The sequence below is a fragment of the uncultured Maribacter sp. genome, assembly GCF_963974015.1.
In the GTDB taxonomy this organism is placed as follows: Bacteria; Bacteroidota; Bacteroidia; order Flavobacteriales; family Flavobacteriaceae; genus Maribacter.
This window is the reverse complement of the sequence record NZ_CAXBBZ010000012.1, coordinates 77604-95562: the sequence shown is the minus strand read 5'-3', so window position 1 is coordinate 95562 and position 17959 is coordinate 77604. Positions and strand designations below refer to the sequence as shown.

The window sequence follows — 17959 nt, the reverse complement described above, 5'->3', positions numbered from 1 at the left end:
TCTCATTGGTCTTGCTACTCTGTACACTTTCGCCAAAGCACAGTTCGCTATTGATGGCAAGGGCATCAAAATGGTTTTCGCCAATATTGACGCTTTTTTTATCCAGTATAATGTCGGTATCAAAGCTTTCGTTGAAGCCATTGAAATAGGCACTTGTCAGCGTCTGAATCTCTTCCGCTTTAGACGGAAGGAATGCCATCTTTCGGCTATTGTTTATAAAGGAAACCGAATCGTTTACGGAGTTGGCGAAGCTTTTAATGTTATCATCCAATTCCTGAACTATTCCTTTGGAAACCTTACGGAAGGGATTGACATATTTTGGATTGTTGAGCGCCTTGTTTTTAGTCAAAATGAAGAACAAATAGCACTTGTGCTCAATATGTCCGCGACCTTTAAAATGCTCGTGTGTGGCTTTTTCTAAAAAGGTTTTGTTCGGAAGCTGTTCTGAAGAATAGGACTTCTTCAAGTAGATATCCTGTTTGTGAACCACAGTTCCGACAGGCAAGGATTTCAAAGCTTGAAACCAGGCACCGTGCATATCCTCAAAATCGGATGCCGAAAGGGAATAGATTTCAGGTAGGTTACCTTCATAGCACAAGACCACATTGCCATTATTGGTAAACACGATATTGTCTTGAATATCTGCTATTGGTTGATATACCGAAAGGTTAATCTTGTTCATAATCGAAGTCTGAATTTCTTTTGTTACTTATGATTCTTGGGAAGGCCTTGGCCATCTGAAAAAGTTGTGGGTTTTGATTGATTCTTGTTAATGCGATATATAATCCAGCATTGAAAATCAGTATGGCGATAATCATTACGAAGCTGAAAGAGAATATGATTATTAACAGCGAGGCAAGAATGGAAACCATCATTAAGGCAAATAGAGAAATGGGCAGGCCAAATATGACTGCCCGTTTCCTAATGTTTTTATAGACCTCGAATTTTTTCATAGTGCTTGGAAATTAAATCCCTCTTAGAGGGCTAGACTACGATTCCGATTAGGTAAGTAAAGATTCCAACGACAGCACCGGCAATAAGCACGAAGACAAGAACCCTTGTTATCCCTTTTTTTAGGTCTGCGTTTTCCCCAAAGAAGTGTCCTGCGTTAAATAGGAAACCTATAAGGAATATGACCCCTAAAATGATGGGAAAAATTGTTCTAATGGTATCAGAAACATCATTTACAGAATCTTCGATTCCACCAATTTGAGCAAAAAGCGAAGTGGATAGAAGCGAAAGAAATGTTGCCAAATAGATTGATTTTTTCATAACAGAAAAGTTTAGATTTTTGATTCATTTTCGTTATTGGAAATTTACATATATTTGGTTGTAATATATTGATATTCAAATATTTGTGAATAAAATATTATTTATATTCAATTGAATTCAGTTGCTATTATTTGGCATCAAATTCTATGAAATTTTAAGTCCAAGTTGTTAATAACCTGAAAAATAGAAATGAAAAAAGTGCTTAAAAACGTCAGTTTTGTCTTTTTGCTCTTGAAAATGTGTATCATTTTAGGACAGCATACGAGTGTTCAAAAACGAATTGTAATTGATGTTGGACATGGAGGAAAAGACTCCGGTGCCATCGGGATAAATGGCATTAAAGAAAAGGATGTTGTACTGGATATTGCGAATACCATTTTGAAGTTCAATAATGAATTGGATGAGCCTTTGGATATTTATTTGACTAGGTATAGCGATACACTTATTTCGTTATCCGAAAGAACTAAGCTGGCAAAAGCATTAAAAGTTAATTTATTTGTGTCCTTACATTGCAATCATTCTGATAACCCTTATGCAAGAGGGCTAGAGGTTTATGCCTCAAAGAAGCAAGGGACATATTCTGAAGAATCTGTTTGGTTAGCATTTCAAATACAAGAAAAATTAAAAACCGAATTGGGTTTTGAGAGTAGGGGAGTGAAGTTTGCAAATTTTCAGGTGCTGCGAGAAACTAGTGATAGTTGTACAGCTGTGCTTTTGGAATTGGGGTTTTTGAGTAATGGGGATGAGAGTAGCTATTATCATAAGTCCAATAGTGCTATGGCCATTGGTAAAGTATTAATTGAATATCTAAAATATGAAGGGCATGAAGGAGCTAGGGATTGAAATAATAAAAGCTATTAAGAATATTATCATAGAATTATACAAGACATTCTACAAAGGGGGAATTAGTTAAATAATTATCAAAGTCAATTGAAACTCTAAACAATATCTATTAAATTTTTTTAAGCTTCCCTTAGATAGAACTGTTTATTTTTTTTCAAATTCTGAAAAAACTTATTTTTAATCCTCAAGAAAATCATCATTAAAATAATCAAAACCATCAAAGAATTTTTTTGAATTCTTCTTTTTCTCAAAGTCTTCTTTCGACGGCATTATAAAGTTAGAGCCAACTGGTTGATAACGATCAGTACCACCATCATTTATTCTAATCGTTCTAGATTTAGTGTTTTCATTGATTTCATTAATTGAATTTGCATAGTAAAGCATTACGAATACTTTGGGGTTTGTAAAGTATGGCGGATTTCCTGTAAGCTTTTTCCCTTCTTGAACTCCTGCTATAAATAAAACCTTGCCAATCGATTGCCATGTATGTTCTCGTAAATAGAAACCGTATTTTAAGTTTGCCTCATAATATTGCTCGTATATGTTGAGTAAACCATTTGAATCCATATTATTTTCTTTTATCGTTAGTGGCTGTGTCGAAAGCAATCAAATTAAATAATTGGCGCATCCTGCTGCGCACGCGGTTCCCATAACGCTCTTCTAGTTCTTCAGCATTGAGGTTAGTGGTAACATGGGTTTTGATGTTGTGTTTGGTATCAAGATAAAGTTCATGGCGTGAGAGTAATACTTCGCCCATTACGTTCAAATCTTTTCCATAAAATCGACCAGGTGGTTCAACGCCAAGGTCATCGAAACAGAAAAACTTAGTGCTTCCGTATTCTTCGATAGTTTTAAACCCTAAATGGTTAAAACTGAAAGCTAAATTTCTACACGGCATCATTTCGTAAGGTCGTTGCATTGGAACTATGTGTCTCAATAATTTCATTAACGTAGTTTTTCCACAGCCTACTGGTCCAGAAAGTAGAATCCCTTTGTTGATATCTATTCCATGTTTTTCACAATTGTCTTTATCCTTGATAAAATATTGGCAGAGCTTGCGAATGATTACCGTGTCTTCATCATAGATTCTAAATTCCTTACCAAAAAGTGATTTTCCTTTTACATTCAGATAAATCAGTATTTGGTCAAAATCGTATAAGACACTTTTGCCATCAAATTTTCCAAGCGAATATTCTATGCCATCTTCGATAATTTTAGAGGGGTTGACCATAGTCTTTATTTTTAGTGGTTCGCAAGTTGTCCTTGATTCGGGACACTTGTTTTTTGTTTGGTTTGTTTTTCTCTTCAAATAATCCGGCTCTGTCCATCCAATTTGTTGCCAGGGCACGCCAATCCCGAATTTCATTTCCATTGCTTGTCTGCCAGTTCCGGGTTTCATAATACTCGAAGTATTTTTTTCCTTCATCAGCATTAAAACCTTTTTCAATAAAAAAATTAATAACGGCCTGCCAGCCCTTTGGTTGTTTTATATTGTTTACTTGTTTGGTATTGTTTATAGTAGGTCCCAAAGTAAGTCCCCCAGTGGGACGGTACTGTTCCGCGACCTGTTCCAATATGGGATTGTACTGTCCCTTTATCGGTCCATTTTTGGGACGGTACCGTTCCTCCACCTGTTCCAATATGGAGCTGTACCGTCCCATAGCAGGTTCATCACTTGTACCTATAATGGACATCTTGATCTTACTTCCTTTGTAAGGACTGTTGGAAGGAAAATAGGAAAGGTAGTCCCAAGAATCAAGATCTCTAACACACCTGTGATAAGAGGATTTTGAGCCTATTTTTGACACAAGCATCAGATTCCTTCGGTTCACATAGAATTCATCCGCAAAGCGGCTACTGTTCCATTCCTGGAACAGTGCCATATACAAACTGATATGTGTGGGATTTAAACGGTCATCCAAAAAGAACTTTTCAAAAGCCGCATTAAGTAGCTTTATATAGTTCATCGCTTAAGAATTTAGACCGTGTTGCACACGATTGGAATCCATTACATTTTGTATTTCTTCGGAATCGTAATATATGATTCCGCCAACCTTCGTGTAGGGCAGGGTACCATTGATTCGAAGATTCTGTAATGTCCCTGGACTAACTTGAAGTAAGTCCATTACTTCGGATGATTTTAGATACTTCTTCAGTTTTCCTGTTGCTTGCTTCGCAAGAAGATTTTTAATGTCATCGAGCAATTCCATTTTGAAATCCCGAAGATCGTCGGTAGTAATAATATTTGTCGGCATAATAGAAGGGTTTTAATAGAAAGGGGCTATCTGATTTTTAATTTTAGTTGATAGCCCCTGACCTGATTTGACTTTCGTTCCACAAAACTGAGAAGTCGTCACCGATATATTTCCATAGCTATGATAGAGGTGGGGAAGTTTTTTAGACATTTTTTTTGGCGATTTTTGGTTCATTTTATTCCCTACGCCACTGTCCGGACGCACCAAATACGCTCAGCTATCATCCCCAAAGGCTCCAAAACAAAATCCCCCACCTTGGGATAGAGGTGGGAGATTTAGATTCAGTCATCCAAGGCCTCCATCCGCTGCTTGAGCATCTCGATAAGCTTGTTTAGAAACTTGGTCCTCCCGGTCTTTCTTGAGCGAATCTCGATAAAGGTGTGGTAGTAGTTCCCAAGGTCCACATTATAAAAATGTTCGAAGTGTGCCGCCAGTTCTTTGATGTCCAGAGTCCCACTATTTATCGTGTTACTGGAATGTAGGGCATAGATGAGCTCGATCAAGCCGGTCTTGCTCCCGCTCCAAAATAGTTTTGATGGTTTTTGCATAAGGATAGCTTCGGGGTTTTCTAGGAGATTGTTCAAATTGTCTACTTCGCCCTGTAGGTAAACGATAAGCATATCATAAGCCAATATAGTGGCTACGGTACTATCCTGACAGGTAGAGAATTCATTATCCGTCAAAAAATGAAAAGAGTCTGCAGGAAGTCTTATGTCTCTATTTCCCCTGACAAAATATTGTTCATCGAAGGAAATGGCACCACGATGGTAGTAATTATAGAATTCTAGGTTATCATTAAAAAAGGACTGGAGTCTATCAATTTGGAATTTAAGATATTTGGTTTGGGCCTTATGATTACCTATAGGTCGTTTACACTCAATTTTGAATAACCTTACGTAATAAATAAGCTTACTGAAAATCTTGGGTTTGACATGTTTAAAAAAGTAGATTTCATCGGCTTGTGAATCAAATTTTTTGTGGATGATATTCTTTTGTAGTTTTTTGATACAATTTTCTACCAATTCAATACCTTTTTCCGCTCTATAGAGTATGTCCTTCCCATTATGCTCCAATGTTTCCAATTGGGTCTCAAATTCCGTTAGCAGCCTTAAGTATTCCATGATGATTAAAATTTATCATTTACCTTATATCATTCTAGACCTTTTTAATGTATCCTTTTCTTCAATTTGGAGATAGGCACACTTGTCATATTGATTGATTTGATATAGCAATATTGTCATAATGTAACAGCCTTGCAATAATTCATGTTACGCATTTTATAAGATCATTTGCATTTTACGTATTGAGGAGTTAATCCCATATTTCATACCTTTTAAAGTTATATTTTAATAATTACATAATTTTTTAACATTAATTTTTATGTTTAATTAGAATATTATGAAAAAATTCCCAAATTATAAACAACTGGATTCCTGGGATTGTGGCCCCACAAGCCTAAAAATTATAGCACAACATTTTGGAAACAAAATCGATATTGAAAAAATAAGAAGGGAAATAGATTTTGAAAGAATTGGTGTTTCACTTAATTCTTTGGAACCGAATACGCTTACAAGTATTCGCTATAAAAGCGATGGTAAAAAATACCATAATCACATCTATAATTTTTTTTGAGGAGATTATTTTATTGAATGAATTAAGTCTCTTCCAACGCGTCATGTTCAATTTAAGAAAAACATTCCTGCAATAATGAGCAAAGTCTTGTATCATAGTAAATACGTTCAGCTGATTGTAATTCTCCTAATTTCCTGTGATTTAATTTCTCAGCAATTTCAGAATAACGATTGTGAAAGATTATTTGTGGAAATGAGTTCATTGCCACTTTCTGAAAGAATTTATAAGTTGAACGATTTTGAAGGAACTTCCGAATGTGCGGAAAATGCTGCCAACCTATTATCTAAACAAGCCAAAATCGAAAGAGATAGCCTTACCTTATCCAAGGTTTATGCAATTATGGCTTATCGAACGAATCCAAGGTATAGTCTTTTTTACGCAGATTCTTTAATTAGTATTAGCAGTAAGCCAAGTGATTATTATTTTCTTGAAAAACATATTATAAAGGGATATGTATACTATTTCCTCGAAAATCCATTAGCCGCTTCCCATGAATTTGCAAAATCATACAATCTAGCAAAGGAATATGATGATTTTGATGTTGAGGCAAGGTCACAGATATGGATTGCCACAACTAAAGAAGCTCAAGGAGGAAGCGCCCAAGCTTTAGAAATTTATTTCAATGCTCTTGAGGATATTGAAAATTGGAAAACAACTGACATCGAAACTAAATCGGAATTAAGATCATCGGTTTTGCAAAGTATCATCGTGCTAGAATTAAATAGAAAAAATCCTGTCAATGCGGAGTATTATTTGACCCAATTCAAAAATATTCTTCAATTCTTTCCTAATGAATATCAAGAGCAAAAATCCCGCATGTGGGACGGAAAATTAGCGTATTTGAAAGAAGATTACGACACAGCTTATGATATTTTAGAAAGAGAACTAAATACGGCACACGGCTCGGAAAAATTGGATTTACTATTTACAATGGGAGAAATTCAAGGTAAAAAGAGCAATCACCTTTTAATGAAACAAAATTTTAACCGTTTCGATTCGGTTTCCGTGGCGTTCAATTTACCGCCAATACCGGAGAGCAAAAATGTATATCACTTTCTTTTGAATGATGCTATAAAAAATAATGGTAAAGACAAGCAATTGGAATATTACGATAAACTCATCTCAATTGACAGTTTTCTAACTGCTAACAAAAATGCATCCGATTTAATTGAACTACCTGGGTATTCCATTAAGGATATCCGGAATGAGAGAGATAAGCTAATCAATAGGTCCAATAAAAAGGATTATGGTCTTATTTTTTTTAGGGATAACCACATTTGTAATCATAGTATTACTTATATTTTATTTTAGAAAATATATTAATGCACAAAAATCGTTGTCCGATTATTTGGATAATGGACCCATTGAAGTAAAAACTAGCTCGAAAGGAATAAAACCGTCTGGAAAATCTACCGCAAAAAAAATAGATAAGGAAATAGAAGCTTCTGTAAAGATTGCGCTTCATAAACTTAATATTTGGGAAGCAAACAAGGGGTTTACGGATAAGGATGTCGATATGAATATTTTAGCCAAAATATTTAAAACCAATAGGACCTACATATCAAAGGCCGTTAATGTATATAAGAATAAAAAATTCAGGGTATACATAACTGATTTAAGAATGGAACATTTTGTTCAAACAACCAAAAAGGACTACGATTATAGAAACAAAAACCTTAATACAATTTTGGAGGAATTTGGCTTCAACTCAATCGACACTTTTAATCGTGCTCTTAAGGCTAAGCTGAACAATAAAAATATTACACCTGCTATGTACATGAAAGAAATTATCAAACGCAATACGTAAAAGGTGTATTCTATCAAAGAAAATATATTTCAAGGAAAGACCTTTTATCATGTTCTCAATACTTAGAGGATTCTGGATATGTCAATATAGATAAACTAGGGGTGTATTTCGCTAGTGCTGGCGGTGTGACAGCCGCTATGTTGATTAATGAAAATATTGATATGTATAAAGCTGCCGTTGGTGAAGCTCCTATGTTGAACCCATTAAAATTAGGTTATCAACCGAATTTCAATGCAATCGATAACGATTATAATTTTGGAACCAAATCTACATTAGAGGGGTTTAAATCCCTTTTGAAACTTGCCCCCATATTAAACCTGAAGAAAAATAGAAACTATCCCGATACGCTTATAATAAGTGTAGGACAAGATGAATTGGTACCAATATATGATGGAGCAAAATATATAGCATTTTTACAAAGTCAGAAAATAAAAACGAATAATGCTTACCTACTGGACGTTGTTAAAGATGAGGGACACAATTTATCTCCTTTGGAAACAACCAGGAAAGCACTGTTCTTTTTTAACAATGAGCTCTAGACATAATTTATACTTCTTATTCTTTAAAGGGAAAGAATGTTTTTCAGCCGTAAAAATTATTTAATTTTCAATTATGCCCTTGCATAAATTTGGATAGCAGCTAATTTTATTTGCCCTTAAGTTTTGAAACTTATGCCTTTTTTCAAAAGTTTAAAACACTGTCCAGGGCCAAATCTGCATCTCGATGAATAAAGTTTGATTGATAATTTAAAGTTGTTTTAAGGTCGCTATGTCTATACAGTTTTTGAAGCATTAAGGGGTGAATAGTATCACCAGCAATATTTCCAAAACTATGTCTAGCAATATGCATGGTGATTTTCTTAGTAATACCGGCTTTCTTACCTATCGATTTGAGGCAGTCATTAAATTTTTTATTGGCCGTTTTCAATTTATTGAAAACATCTTTGGCATTTTTTAAATCTGCTTTTTTTAGCTCTGGAAAGATGAAGTCGTCTTCATTTTTTTTGTCTATGATATACTGTTCTAGAATTGGTATTATTTTTTCTGGAATTTTTAAGGATAATATTTTTGAGTTTTTACCCATTCTATAATGAAAGCGATTATCGTAGATATCTGACCAACGTGTTTTTAGAACGTCAGAAACCCGCATTCCTGCAAAATTGAAGCTGAAAAGCCATACATTTCTTGTGTGTATTTCTCGAAAAGTTAGGTCTTGGACCGATTCAATATTCTGTACTTCTAAAGTTGTGAGTCCAACTTTAGTAGTTTCTGGAAATTTGATTTTTATTTTATCGGAACCAAAGGGATAAAGTTCTTTATTTACTATTTTTTGTTTAACAGCCCTATTGTATAATAATCGAATTAATACAAGAATATTCATAATTGATGTTTCTGACAGGGAATGTTTTGATTTGAGATACACTATCAGTTTTTTCAGAAAGCGTTCATCGATTTCTTGAAAGGTAAGTTGTTTTGATTTGTGGAATTTAAAGATAAATCCAATCCAAGCTTTATCGCAAGAAAGCCGATTCAGTTTTTCAGCTAGTTTCAGATCGTCTAAATGTTCTTGGGAAATCTCAAAAAAGGTGAATTGGTTATTTGAACTAAAAATTTCCTTTTTTATTTGATTGGCGGAGGCATCCCTTTTTTCGGATTGCAGATGAATAAGTGCTTTGTTAGCTTCTGAAAGTTTTTGTGATAGTAGACTATTTAAACTATCCGAATTGTAATGTGATTTTTTTACACGAATATTCTTTTCATCCCAATCTTCTAACTCAATATAATGGCCGATATACTGATATGTCGATCGACGATTTTTTGTAATACGAATAGTAAGAGGATATAAGCCTTCTTTATTAGGCTTTTTACGAAGAACGATTTTAGCATTTGATGACATAATTGACCTGTTTTGTTTGCGAAAGTCAAATCAGGTACAACAGTTGGTCTAAAAGACGATATAAATATACGTTTTTATTACCTTCTCTAGGTACAACATAGGTACAACAAATGATGAAATCAATTGATATTAGATGATATCAAAGAAAATGAAATACCACTTAATCAATTGAAAATGAATGACTTTGATATTTATTGGTCAAATATACGCTAGACTTAGGATCTAGTGCCGCAAGGTGTGAGAGTTCGAGTCTCTCCGCCTGTACAACAAGGGAAAGCCGACTTTTAGGAGTCGGCTTTTTTGGTTCTGGGTAACACATAGGTAACACAATCCGATATTTTTCTTTTGGATATTTTAGATGATACCATTTCTAACTATTTGAAGTCAAATTAATAGTTTTTAGTCTTTTATAGGTGTTTCAGGCACCAGTCCCAAATCTTACCATAACTTACCTGCGCATGGATCCTATGGAATTTTTGTAGTGTTCCGGCAGATAAGCGTCAAGCAAAAATTCCATAGGGCGCATACTACTTTCGGTTTGGAACACTATCTTTTTCCTTTAACCATTTCTGGTACGATTTATAATGCCCGGGGTTCTGGTCAAAATATCCTTTCAGGTTGGAGATTACTTCTTGCTCTCCCTCGGTAAAGGCCTTTTCCTGGACTTCCCCGATTCGGGAGACCTGTAGAGCCAGATACCCTATGATAACCAAAGAAATGAACCAAATCGAGTATTGAATCCACAACTGTACCTTCGGAACCAATCTGGCCAATGAAACCAGCTCAGTAATTTTCTGAACGGATTCCTGAAGCTTTTGGGTATTAATCTTCTCGGAATTCAGATGCTCTCGGAGCAACCTTTCAATTTCTGAAGTATCGGGCATTACTTTGATGTTTTCTACATTTTGGGTCAACTTTTCCAATCTAATGATGGACTTGTTGAACCCATCCAACTCGTCGGTGAGCAGTTCCATTACCTCGTCCAGTTTTTTATATCCCATAGCTTTTTGTTTTTAAAATCCTATTCCGGTATCGATGGCCCTTTTGATGGTTTTTTTGATGATATTCTTGGCGATGCTTGTGGCTAAATTGGTACTCATTTCCAAGGTCTTCCCCATAAGCTGGACCGATTTGCCGACCTCTTTTGGTTTTGCAATACCTTTATTCAGTGAAAGTTGTGCCATGATCTTTCCTCCGGACATGGAGCGGTGTACCTCACTGGCTTTGAAGTTAAGACCGTGATATTGGAATCGGAAGCCCTGTAACTTATTGGCCCGGTTTATTGTCGGGATGACTTCCACATTCCTTTCTTTCATGGTCTTGATGTAGGAGTCTAATGTTTTTGGCCTTTCGGTTTCCATTACCCTTTGATGTATGTTCTTTATTTCGAGACGTACCTGTATCGAATTCAGTTCCTTTTCCAATTGTACTTCCTTGACCGTGGTCAGTCCCATTTCCTTTGCCACATTCTCTGCTGCCAATTGGCTTCGTTTTCCAATAAAACTGTCGTTATAAGCCTTTCCATCGAAACCGATACGGTTCACGTACAGATGAACATGGGTATGTGCCTTGTCCCTGTGGACAAAGGCGATGGCCTGCCGTTCCTTTAATTCCATTTCCTTTATGAATTTCTGGATTATTTCTCCCAGTTGTTTTGTGGAGAGGTTTCTGCCATCTTCTTGTGTAGGACTGAGTATAAAGCTCAAGGTGTTCTTTTGGCAACGGGTATTCTCTTCCTGTATCAACCTGAACTCCTCGGTTATCTCTTGGGGATTATTACCTGCCAAATGTTGGCTAAATACGATTTCCGAGTCCTTCTCCTGGTTCCAACCGTAATCGATACTTGTACCTGTATGCGCTATGGACGTTCCCTTTCCAATCATTACTTCGCTCTTTTAAAATTATAAAGGTGCGTTCGTATTTCCTCCGCCAATTGCTCCACCTCGCTGGCCAGTTTGGGGTTGTGTTTCCTGAACATATTACCGATGCGCGTAAAATTCCCCTTGTACTTCACCAGCATTTTATAATGGGCCAATTGTTCCTCGGTCAAACGTTCGATGACGGTATTGCCGAAAGCGGAACTGCGGCAATATTCGGAGAGGGAAAGTCCTGCCCGTTCCGCCCTTTTCCTTAGCAGTTTTTTCTCGTAGATGGAGCATCTAAATTTGATGTACGTACGTTTCATTTCTTTTTTACTTTGCGACCATCGGGAGTAAAGCGAGTTTGCCTTTGTGGCAACAAAGACACATCTCGCGCTTCCTGACCAAGTCCCTTTTTAGCGCTTTTTACCAGCCATTCGTTCATATCCTTGAATCCTTCGTAAAGAATTGATTTGTCCAGGCAGATATTGGAACGGGCCATCAACTTTTGCGTCGCTCCTTTTCCATTTTGGTCATTGTCCAAATACAGGTCGATTTGGCTATAACTATCAATAATCTTCATACCTTGCTTTAGAAAGGCCGTAGAGTTCAAGACCAGAAAATCATATTCCAAATTTGATTCTTCGGTACCCTCTAAAATCGATAACAGGTCGAAGATCCCTTCGGTAACGATGAGTTTTTCATTTTCATTTTTGATATGCGTGATATCCTTGGGCGAACTACTATTCTTATAAAAGTTGTTCCGTAGTTCCCATCCACCCGAAACGTTCTTCAATCCGATGGCGAAGTAGCGTCTTCCCTTATTCAGGTAATGGACTTCCATACAAATGGCCAATGCTGTCGAAATGGAAATCCTTCGTTCAAATAGATATTTTAAAAGACCATAATGCCGGATGGGTCGTGCATGAAGAATCTGTATTCCATTATGGTTATCATTGCTTAAAACTGGCTGCTGTTGAAAAGAGAAAGAGGTCCCGTCCTGTTCTAAAAACCTTAAAGTTTCCTTTACCGAGGATTTGGTGATTTTACACACCAGATCGATAACATTGCCTCCGGTCCCTTCACCATGGTCGTACCATCTATTTAGTTTCTTGGACACCTTGAAAGAGGCTTGGGTTTCTGAGCGGATAGGACTCAGGAACCAAGCTTCTTTGTCGTTTGTCCTGGTCGGAAAGTGCCCTAGTTTTGCCAGCGCTTTTTCGATGGGAAAAGCTCGGGCTCTTTCACACGATAATCCTGTTGTTCTTTTTTCTTTCATAAGCCAAATGGTTTTACCTATTTTTTTGATGATATGATGACAACACCTCCTAAGGCCCCTATAGTATTAGGTTTTCCCTGTCATCGTTTTGTCATCACATCATCGTTCTTCTTTTTTTACAATCTTTTTCCGTCATCATTATTTTTTTTGATGACAAAATGATGACAGTTTGATGACGGCTTCGGCCCCTATGAACATTGGCCCCGTCCTATTCCGTCATCGTATCATCGAAATTTTTGTTCAAAAAGTCTTTTTCCACCGTAAAGTACCTTCCTTTGGCATCGGTCATGTGGATATCCCCATCGCTCCAAATGGTCACTTTTTGGTATTTGTTAGAGTTGTCCTGGTTGACGAGTTTCCAATCGTTCTTCAGCAATTTCCGCAACTGGGTCAAGTCGGTCTTGACACGGGTTTTGTTCAGCAGGTGCAGCGCATCGATGGGACAGAGATGTATTTCCTCCAGTTCGAACTTTTCCATGACACTGAACAGGATACTGGCCAGTTCCTTCTCCACCCGGTTCCGGTTGTTCTGTACCAATCTTCTTAACGCGACCGTTCTAATCTGTTTTGGGGTGAACCACATTCTGGTGGTGTGCTCACTCGATAACTGCCGCTTTTGTATGTAATGTAGAAAGGTGGGTATCTCCGATTTCAGTTGATTCAGGAAATCGGTCTCCTCTTTTTTGAGCACGGGTATTTTCAAGACCCAAAAACGGGTCTCGTTCCCGTCTATCTTGATGAAGTTGTCCTCGTTGTTGCTGCACAGGATGAACTTGCCGAAGAACTCCACTTCCCTTTTGTCCTTTCCCTTAGCCTCCAACTTGTTGATATTGGTGGTGCTCAGGTATTTGATGCGTTCGGTAAGCTCCTCCTTGTTGAACAGTACTTCGTCGATACAAATAAGTAGCTTGTTGGCCCAGTCCGCATTGAACTGGCTGCTGAAACTATCATTGGTCAAGTAGGTCATGTTATTGTCGAAGATGGCCTTCAGCCATTTCAAAAAAGTACTCTTGCCTGTGGAACGTTCCTTGGAAACTAAACAAAGAATGGGCAGTACTTGTACCGGTCTCGTATAGAGTAATTCCAGATAGTCTAATCCCAGTTCATAGTGCTTGCCAAAAATGTGTTTCACAAAATTCAATGAGCTTTGGTATACCCCCTCTTTTGGGATTGCAGGTAACGGGGAATAGGTATTGTAGAACCCTTTATATTCCTGTTTAAAATCAATATGATTGGGTATACAGGTAAAGCCATCGTATTTGGGAACCTTGCTCAGGTAATCCTTGCCATGGTCCTGGCGGATGGTCTCGATGTTCCAATGCACCAGGATCTCGTTAAAATGTCCGGCGATGGTCGGTGCCTGCACCAATTTGTAGTACGATGTGCCCACCCGTAAGTAAGGTACTGTTTTCATAAAAAATGTTTTGAACACCCAGGCGATTCCCTAGATGTAATAATGAATTTTGAAAAGTTTAGAAATACAAATTCCTAACGAACAGGCTTCGCTATCGTTTCGATTTCCTGTATGGGTTTCCGTTCGTTCTGGAGCAACCAATCCTCTATTTTCTTCCGTTCGAAAAAAATAAGTTTTCCGTTGGGTTTGGAGTGTGGAACGGTTCCAGCAGCAGTAAGTTTGTAGAGATAGCTTCTGGATATTCCCGTATAGTCACAGGTCTCCTCGAAGGTCAGCACCTCCTTGTTCGCCATCAAAAGTTTTTCCAAACGGTCCAGCCGTTCGAGTATTAAAATAGTGTCCATTTTGTTTCTTTTTAAGGTTACGAAATGAACAAAAGCGCTTTTGTTTTCCTTCAATATTTTTACTGGATAAATGTATGAAAATAGGTAAACAGCACTATGGAACGATACAATTAGTTATCCACAAATAATTGATATACAGCATCTTGAATCAAAATGAACCAAACGGGATTAAGTTGAGGAAGAACAAATTTTATTCGGTTTCATTTGATACCAAATGGAACCATTTTGAATCTTGGCAAAGTGTGCGATTTGTAAGGTAATTCTAGGTTATCAACAATTGAAAATCAAGGGATGGTGAAATTTGAACGGGAAAAAAGTCAGTTTTCCATGTTTAGATTATCTTAAGTACGATTTGATATTTTATTATTACGTAAAAAGATCGGTATTCCATTTAAAGATACTGCCTCAAGAAAAGATTATTTTTAATGTATTTCCCTAAAATTTAATTTTTAGCTTAGCTTTTTCAACTTTCCACTGTATTAGTCAAGTAAATTCAAATTTCATTAAGTTTACATTTCATCACAAATTTATGAGACCTAAAAGGTACATTTTCATCTTGTTGAATATTTCTTTGGTTTTTTCCTTTTTCTCGTGTAATCGAAATAAGGACAAAGACAAAATACATATAGGGTTTTCTCAAGCCATGACCAATGACGATTGGAGGCGTTCCATGAACAACTCGATGAAGTTACAGGCTTCAATGAACCCTGAAATTGATTTACAAATTAAAGATGCTAATTACGATGTACTAACACAAATAAAACAGATAGATGAGCTTATTGCAGATAGCGTAGATGTACTAATTGTCTCGCCTATTCAATCTAAACCTATTACAGCGGTAGTAAAGAAGGCAATCAAAGCCGGAATTCCCGTTTTGGTGGTGGATAGAAAAACCGAAGGTCAACAATATACTGCCTATGTAGGCGCAGATAATATTGAAATAGGAAGAAATGCGGCAAAGGAAATAATTGCATCAAACTATAACGATTCCATACGAATTATTGAAATTAAAGGTTTGGCTGGTTCTTCACCTGCCGAAGAAAGAGCGATTGGTTTTCAACAAGTGTTAGATCAATTTAAAAAGGCCCAAATTGTGGCGACCATTGAAGGGGACTGGGAAAAGGAGTCTATTCAGAACAGGTTGATACAGCTATTAAATGATGATATTATTGTAGATTACGTATTTGCCCATAACGATAGAATGGCAGTTGGAGCTTGGGAAGTGGCACGTGATTTGGGAATGGAAAATGAAATCAGTTTTATTGGAGTAGATGGTCTTGCCGGAACTAATGGAGGAATTCAGGCAGTAAAAGATGGAGTTTTAAAGGCAACTGTTCTCTATCCTACTGGTGGTGATGAAGCCATAAAATTGGCATTGAAAATTTTAAGTAAAGAATCCATTCCCAAGAACAATATACTTTCAACTACCATTATAAATGAGTTGAATGCGGATATTATGTTCAATCAATTTGAAAAAATCAATGAACAGCAAGCTAAAATGGAGGAACAATTGGCCGCTATAAAAAAACAGGAAGAACTCTATTATTCTCAAAGTAACCTTCTAAAAATTACGATGGCACTTTTGGCAATTATACTAAGCCTCGCAATATATAGCATCTATTCCATTTTTGCTATTCGAAAAAAGAACAGACAGCTTGAGTTGACGAATAATAAGATTACTATTCAGCGGAATCAAATTGAAAAAATTGCGAAGGAAATTAAAATCAGTAACGAGGCGAAATTAAATTTCTTTACAGGACTTTCTCATGAATTTAAAACGCCCATTACGTTAATATTAAGTTCTATTGAATCTATGAGCGATTTTGCTAAGGTGAAAGGTTCTAAAATTATGAACGAGGTAGAACTCATTTACAATAATTCTAATCGCCTATTGAGATTGATCAACCAATTGCTTGATTTTAGAAAAATTGAAGATCGCAAGTTTAACATAAAGGCATCAAAAACCAATTTATTCGACTTTTCAAAAATCATTTATAAAGATTTTGAGAGGGAGGCAAAAAAAAGAAATATCGATTTCAGGTTAAACTCCAATCATGAATCATTGAATGTATTTATAGACAGGAATTTGATGGATAAAGTCTATTTCAACTTACTTTCTAATGCCTTTAAGTTCACGCCCGATAATGGCAAGATTGGAATTACTATTGAAGATGATGAGCGTAGCAATACCGTTAACATTCGTTTTAAGGATTCAGGTATCGGAATACCTAAAAATGAAATGGATGGGGTCTTTCAAGCATTTTTTAAAGGATCAAACAATAGAAAAAACAGCTCTGGAATAGGATTGCATTTAAGCAAGGAGTTTGTGGAAATGCACAAGGGAACTATCCAAGTCAAGTCTTTACATGGAACGGAGTTCATTATAACAATATATAAGGGACAAGCACATTTTGATGAAACAGAAATAATAGCAGAACAAGATTTGGTAGATACCAATATCATCGATTTTACTTCAGAATATTTGATAGATGATAATTACTTGATTCAGGCACCGAGTAAAAACAAAGAAAAGTACTCGGTATTGATAATTGAAGACAATAAGGATCTATCACAATTTCTCAAGAACAAATTACAATTAGAGTATGATATTTATCTATCCGATGGCACAGATGCTATTGAGAAGGCTTTTGAAACTGTCCCCGATATAATACTTTGTGATATCAATCTACCAGATAAAGATGGTTTTGAGATCTGTGAAATTTTAAAAAAGGATTTACGAACTTCTCACATTCCCACTATAATACTTACCGCCTTGGGTAATAAAGAATCTTATATCAAAGGACTTCAATCAGGAGCAGATTTGTATCTGACTAAACCCTTCAGCTATTCCATTTTGGTTCAGTCGATTAAGTCCTTACTTTATAATCGAGAGAAACTTCGGTATTACTATACCAGTAACATTCATAAAATTGAAGAAATAAATTCCTTTGGGAATATAGAACAAAAATTTATTCATCAATTAAATTCTCTTATCAATGAAAATTTGGGAAATTCTGACTATTCGGTTGAAAACCTTGCGGAAAACCTTACTATATCAAGGGTTCAACTATACAGAAAAGTAAAGGCGATGATGGGTATTAGTATAAGTGATTACATTGCCAACATCCGATTGGAAAAAGCTAAATTGATGCTTGAAACTGGCTCATTGACAGTAGCTGAAATTGCATATACAAGTGGATTTTCCTCTCCAAATTATTTTTCTACGGCCTTTAAAAACAAATACGGCACGCCTCCAGCGGCATTTCGTAAATCTGTTTAAGTTACATTACAAACCTTATTTCAAACATTTTTCTTTTTAGACGTATCAATTTCTAACATTATGTAACATGGATATAAT

The 17959-nt window shown here is 36.3% G+C and carries 19 protein-coding genes and 2 pseudogenes; 6 read left to right on the top strand and 15 right to left on the bottom strand.

What is annotated here, in order from left to right:
• The 3 genes and pseudogenes from AACZ41_RS14165 to AACZ41_RS14155 all read right to left on the bottom strand — a co-directional run.
• Positions 1-682 (bottom strand): annotated as a pseudogene (locus AACZ41_RS14165) (TraG family conjugative transposon ATPase); the annotation flags it as partial.
• Entirely contained in the window at positions 669-953 is a 285-nt protein-coding gene (locus tag AACZ41_RS14160) for a hypothetical protein (RefSeq protein ID WP_339629189.1), read from the bottom strand. The pseudogene AACZ41_RS14165 and the gene AACZ41_RS14160, both read right to left, overlap by 14 nt.
• A 31-nt stretch (positions 954-984) precedes the next feature.
• Complete coding sequence (locus AACZ41_RS14155; protein WP_339629188.1) at positions 985-1272, bottom strand: hypothetical protein; 288 nt, start codon at positions 1270-1272, stop codon at positions 985-987.
• Between the two features lie 189 nt (positions 1273-1461).
• Between AACZ41_RS14155 and AACZ41_RS14150 the strand changes: the two genes are divergently transcribed.
• Entirely contained in the window at positions 1462-2115 is a 654-nt protein-coding gene (locus tag AACZ41_RS14150; RefSeq protein WP_339629187.1) for an N-acetylmuramoyl-L-alanine amidase, read from the top strand.
• Positions 2116-2292: 177 nt separating this feature from the next.
• Here the strand turns inward: AACZ41_RS14150 and AACZ41_RS14145 are convergent, their stop codons facing one another.
• The 5 genes from AACZ41_RS14145 to AACZ41_RS14125 all read right to left on the bottom strand — a co-directional run bounded on the left by AACZ41_RS14145 (position 2293) and on the right by AACZ41_RS14125 (position 5491).
• Entirely contained in the window at positions 2293-2682 is a 390-nt protein-coding gene (locus AACZ41_RS14145; RefSeq protein ID WP_339629185.1) for a hypothetical protein, read from the bottom strand.
• A gap of 1 nt (position 2683) precedes the next feature.
• The gene (locus AACZ41_RS14140) at positions 2684-3346 is read right to left on the bottom strand and encodes an ATPase (RefSeq protein WP_339629184.1); all 663 of its coding nucleotides are present in this window, start codon (positions 3344-3346) and stop codon (positions 2684-2686) included.
• Positions 3330-4082 (bottom strand): hypothetical protein, encoded by a 753-nt coding sequence (locus AACZ41_RS14135; protein ID WP_339629183.1) that lies wholly within the window; start codon positions 4080-4082, stop codon positions 3330-3332. The genes AACZ41_RS14140 and AACZ41_RS14135 overlap by 17 nt, the downstream gene beginning before the upstream one ends.
• A 3-nt stretch (positions 4083-4085) precedes the next feature.
• Positions 4086-4370 carry a helix-turn-helix domain-containing protein gene (locus AACZ41_RS14130; RefSeq protein WP_339629182.1) on the bottom strand — a complete coding sequence of 95 codons (285 nt, stop codon included), beginning with the start codon at positions 4368-4370 and terminating at the stop codon, positions 4086-4088.
• A 281-nt stretch (positions 4371-4651) separates the two neighbouring features.
• Positions 4652-5491: an RteC domain-containing protein gene (locus AACZ41_RS14125; protein ID WP_339629181.1), complete on the bottom strand. Its 840-nt coding sequence runs from the start codon at positions 5489-5491 to the stop codon at positions 4652-4654.
• A 277-nt stretch (positions 5492-5768) separates the two neighbouring features.
• On the opposite strand from AACZ41_RS14125, the gene AACZ41_RS14120 reads away from it, so the two are divergent.
• The 4 genes and pseudogenes from AACZ41_RS14120 to AACZ41_RS14105 form a co-directional block, all read left to right on the top strand.
• The gene (locus AACZ41_RS14120; RefSeq protein WP_339629180.1) at positions 5769-6002 is read left to right on the top strand and encodes a cysteine peptidase family C39 domain-containing protein; all 234 of its coding nucleotides are present in this window, start codon (positions 5769-5771) and stop codon (positions 6000-6002) included.
• Between the two features lie 75 nt (positions 6003-6077).
• On the top strand, positions 6078-7313 hold the full coding sequence (locus AACZ41_RS14115; protein WP_339629179.1) for a hypothetical protein: 1236 nt from the start codon (positions 6078-6080) through the stop codon (positions 7311-7313).
• Positions 7249-7809, top strand: coding sequence for a hypothetical protein (locus AACZ41_RS14110; protein WP_339629177.1), 561 nt, complete (start codon positions 7249-7251; stop codon positions 7807-7809). The genes AACZ41_RS14115 and AACZ41_RS14110 overlap by 65 nt, the downstream gene beginning before the upstream one ends.
• Before the next feature lie 20 nt (positions 7810-7829).
• A pseudogene (locus tag AACZ41_RS14105) lies at positions 7830-8348 on the top strand (prolyl oligopeptidase family serine peptidase); the annotation flags it as partial.
• A 142-nt stretch (positions 8349-8490) separates the two neighbouring features.
• Here AACZ41_RS14105 and AACZ41_RS14100 read toward each other — a convergent pair.
• The 7 genes from AACZ41_RS14100 to AACZ41_RS14070 form a co-directional block, all read right to left on the bottom strand.
• On the bottom strand, positions 8491-9705 hold the full coding sequence (locus AACZ41_RS14100) for a site-specific integrase (protein ID WP_339629175.1): 1215 nt from the start codon (positions 9703-9705) through the stop codon (positions 8491-8493).
• A 527-nt stretch (positions 9706-10232) separates the two neighbouring features.
• Positions 10233-10706 carry a DUF6730 family protein gene (locus tag AACZ41_RS14095; RefSeq protein ID WP_339629174.1) on the bottom strand — a complete coding sequence of 158 codons (474 nt, stop codon included), beginning with the start codon at positions 10704-10706 and terminating at the stop codon, positions 10233-10235.
• Between the two features lie 12 nt (positions 10707-10718).
• Complete coding sequence (locus tag AACZ41_RS14090; RefSeq protein WP_339629173.1) at positions 10719-11588, bottom strand: relaxase/mobilization nuclease domain-containing protein; 870 nt, start codon at positions 11586-11588, stop codon at positions 10719-10721.
• Positions 11588-11890 carry a mobilization protein MbpA gene (gene mbpA / locus AACZ41_RS14085; RefSeq protein ID WP_339629172.1) on the bottom strand — a complete coding sequence of 101 codons (303 nt, stop codon included), beginning with the start codon at positions 11888-11890 and terminating at the stop codon, positions 11588-11590. Before mbpA ends, AACZ41_RS14090 begins: the two co-directional genes overlap by 1 nt.
• On the bottom strand, positions 11887-12684 hold the full coding sequence (locus AACZ41_RS14080) for a toprim domain-containing protein (protein ID WP_339629171.1): 798 nt from the start codon (positions 12682-12684) through the stop codon (positions 11887-11889). Before AACZ41_RS14080 ends, mbpA begins: the two co-directional genes overlap by 4 nt.
• A 367-nt stretch (positions 12685-13051) precedes the next feature.
• On the bottom strand, positions 13052-14257 hold the full coding sequence (locus AACZ41_RS14075; RefSeq protein WP_339629170.1) for a primase-helicase family protein: 1206 nt from the start codon (positions 14255-14257) through the stop codon (positions 13052-13054).
• A 74-nt stretch (positions 14258-14331) separates the two neighbouring features.
• A complete protein-coding gene (locus AACZ41_RS14070) occupies positions 14332-14601 on the bottom strand; it encodes a helix-turn-helix domain-containing protein (RefSeq protein ID WP_339629168.1) in 270 nt (89 codons plus the stop codon).
• A 529-nt stretch (positions 14602-15130) separates the two neighbouring features.
• On the opposite strand from AACZ41_RS14070, the gene AACZ41_RS14065 reads away from it, so the two are divergent.
• The gene (locus AACZ41_RS14065; RefSeq protein WP_339629167.1) at positions 15131-17881 is read left to right on the top strand and encodes a substrate-binding domain-containing protein; all 2751 of its coding nucleotides are present in this window, start codon (positions 15131-15133) and stop codon (positions 17879-17881) included.
• The last annotated feature ends 78 nt before the right edge of the window (positions 17882-17959 follow it).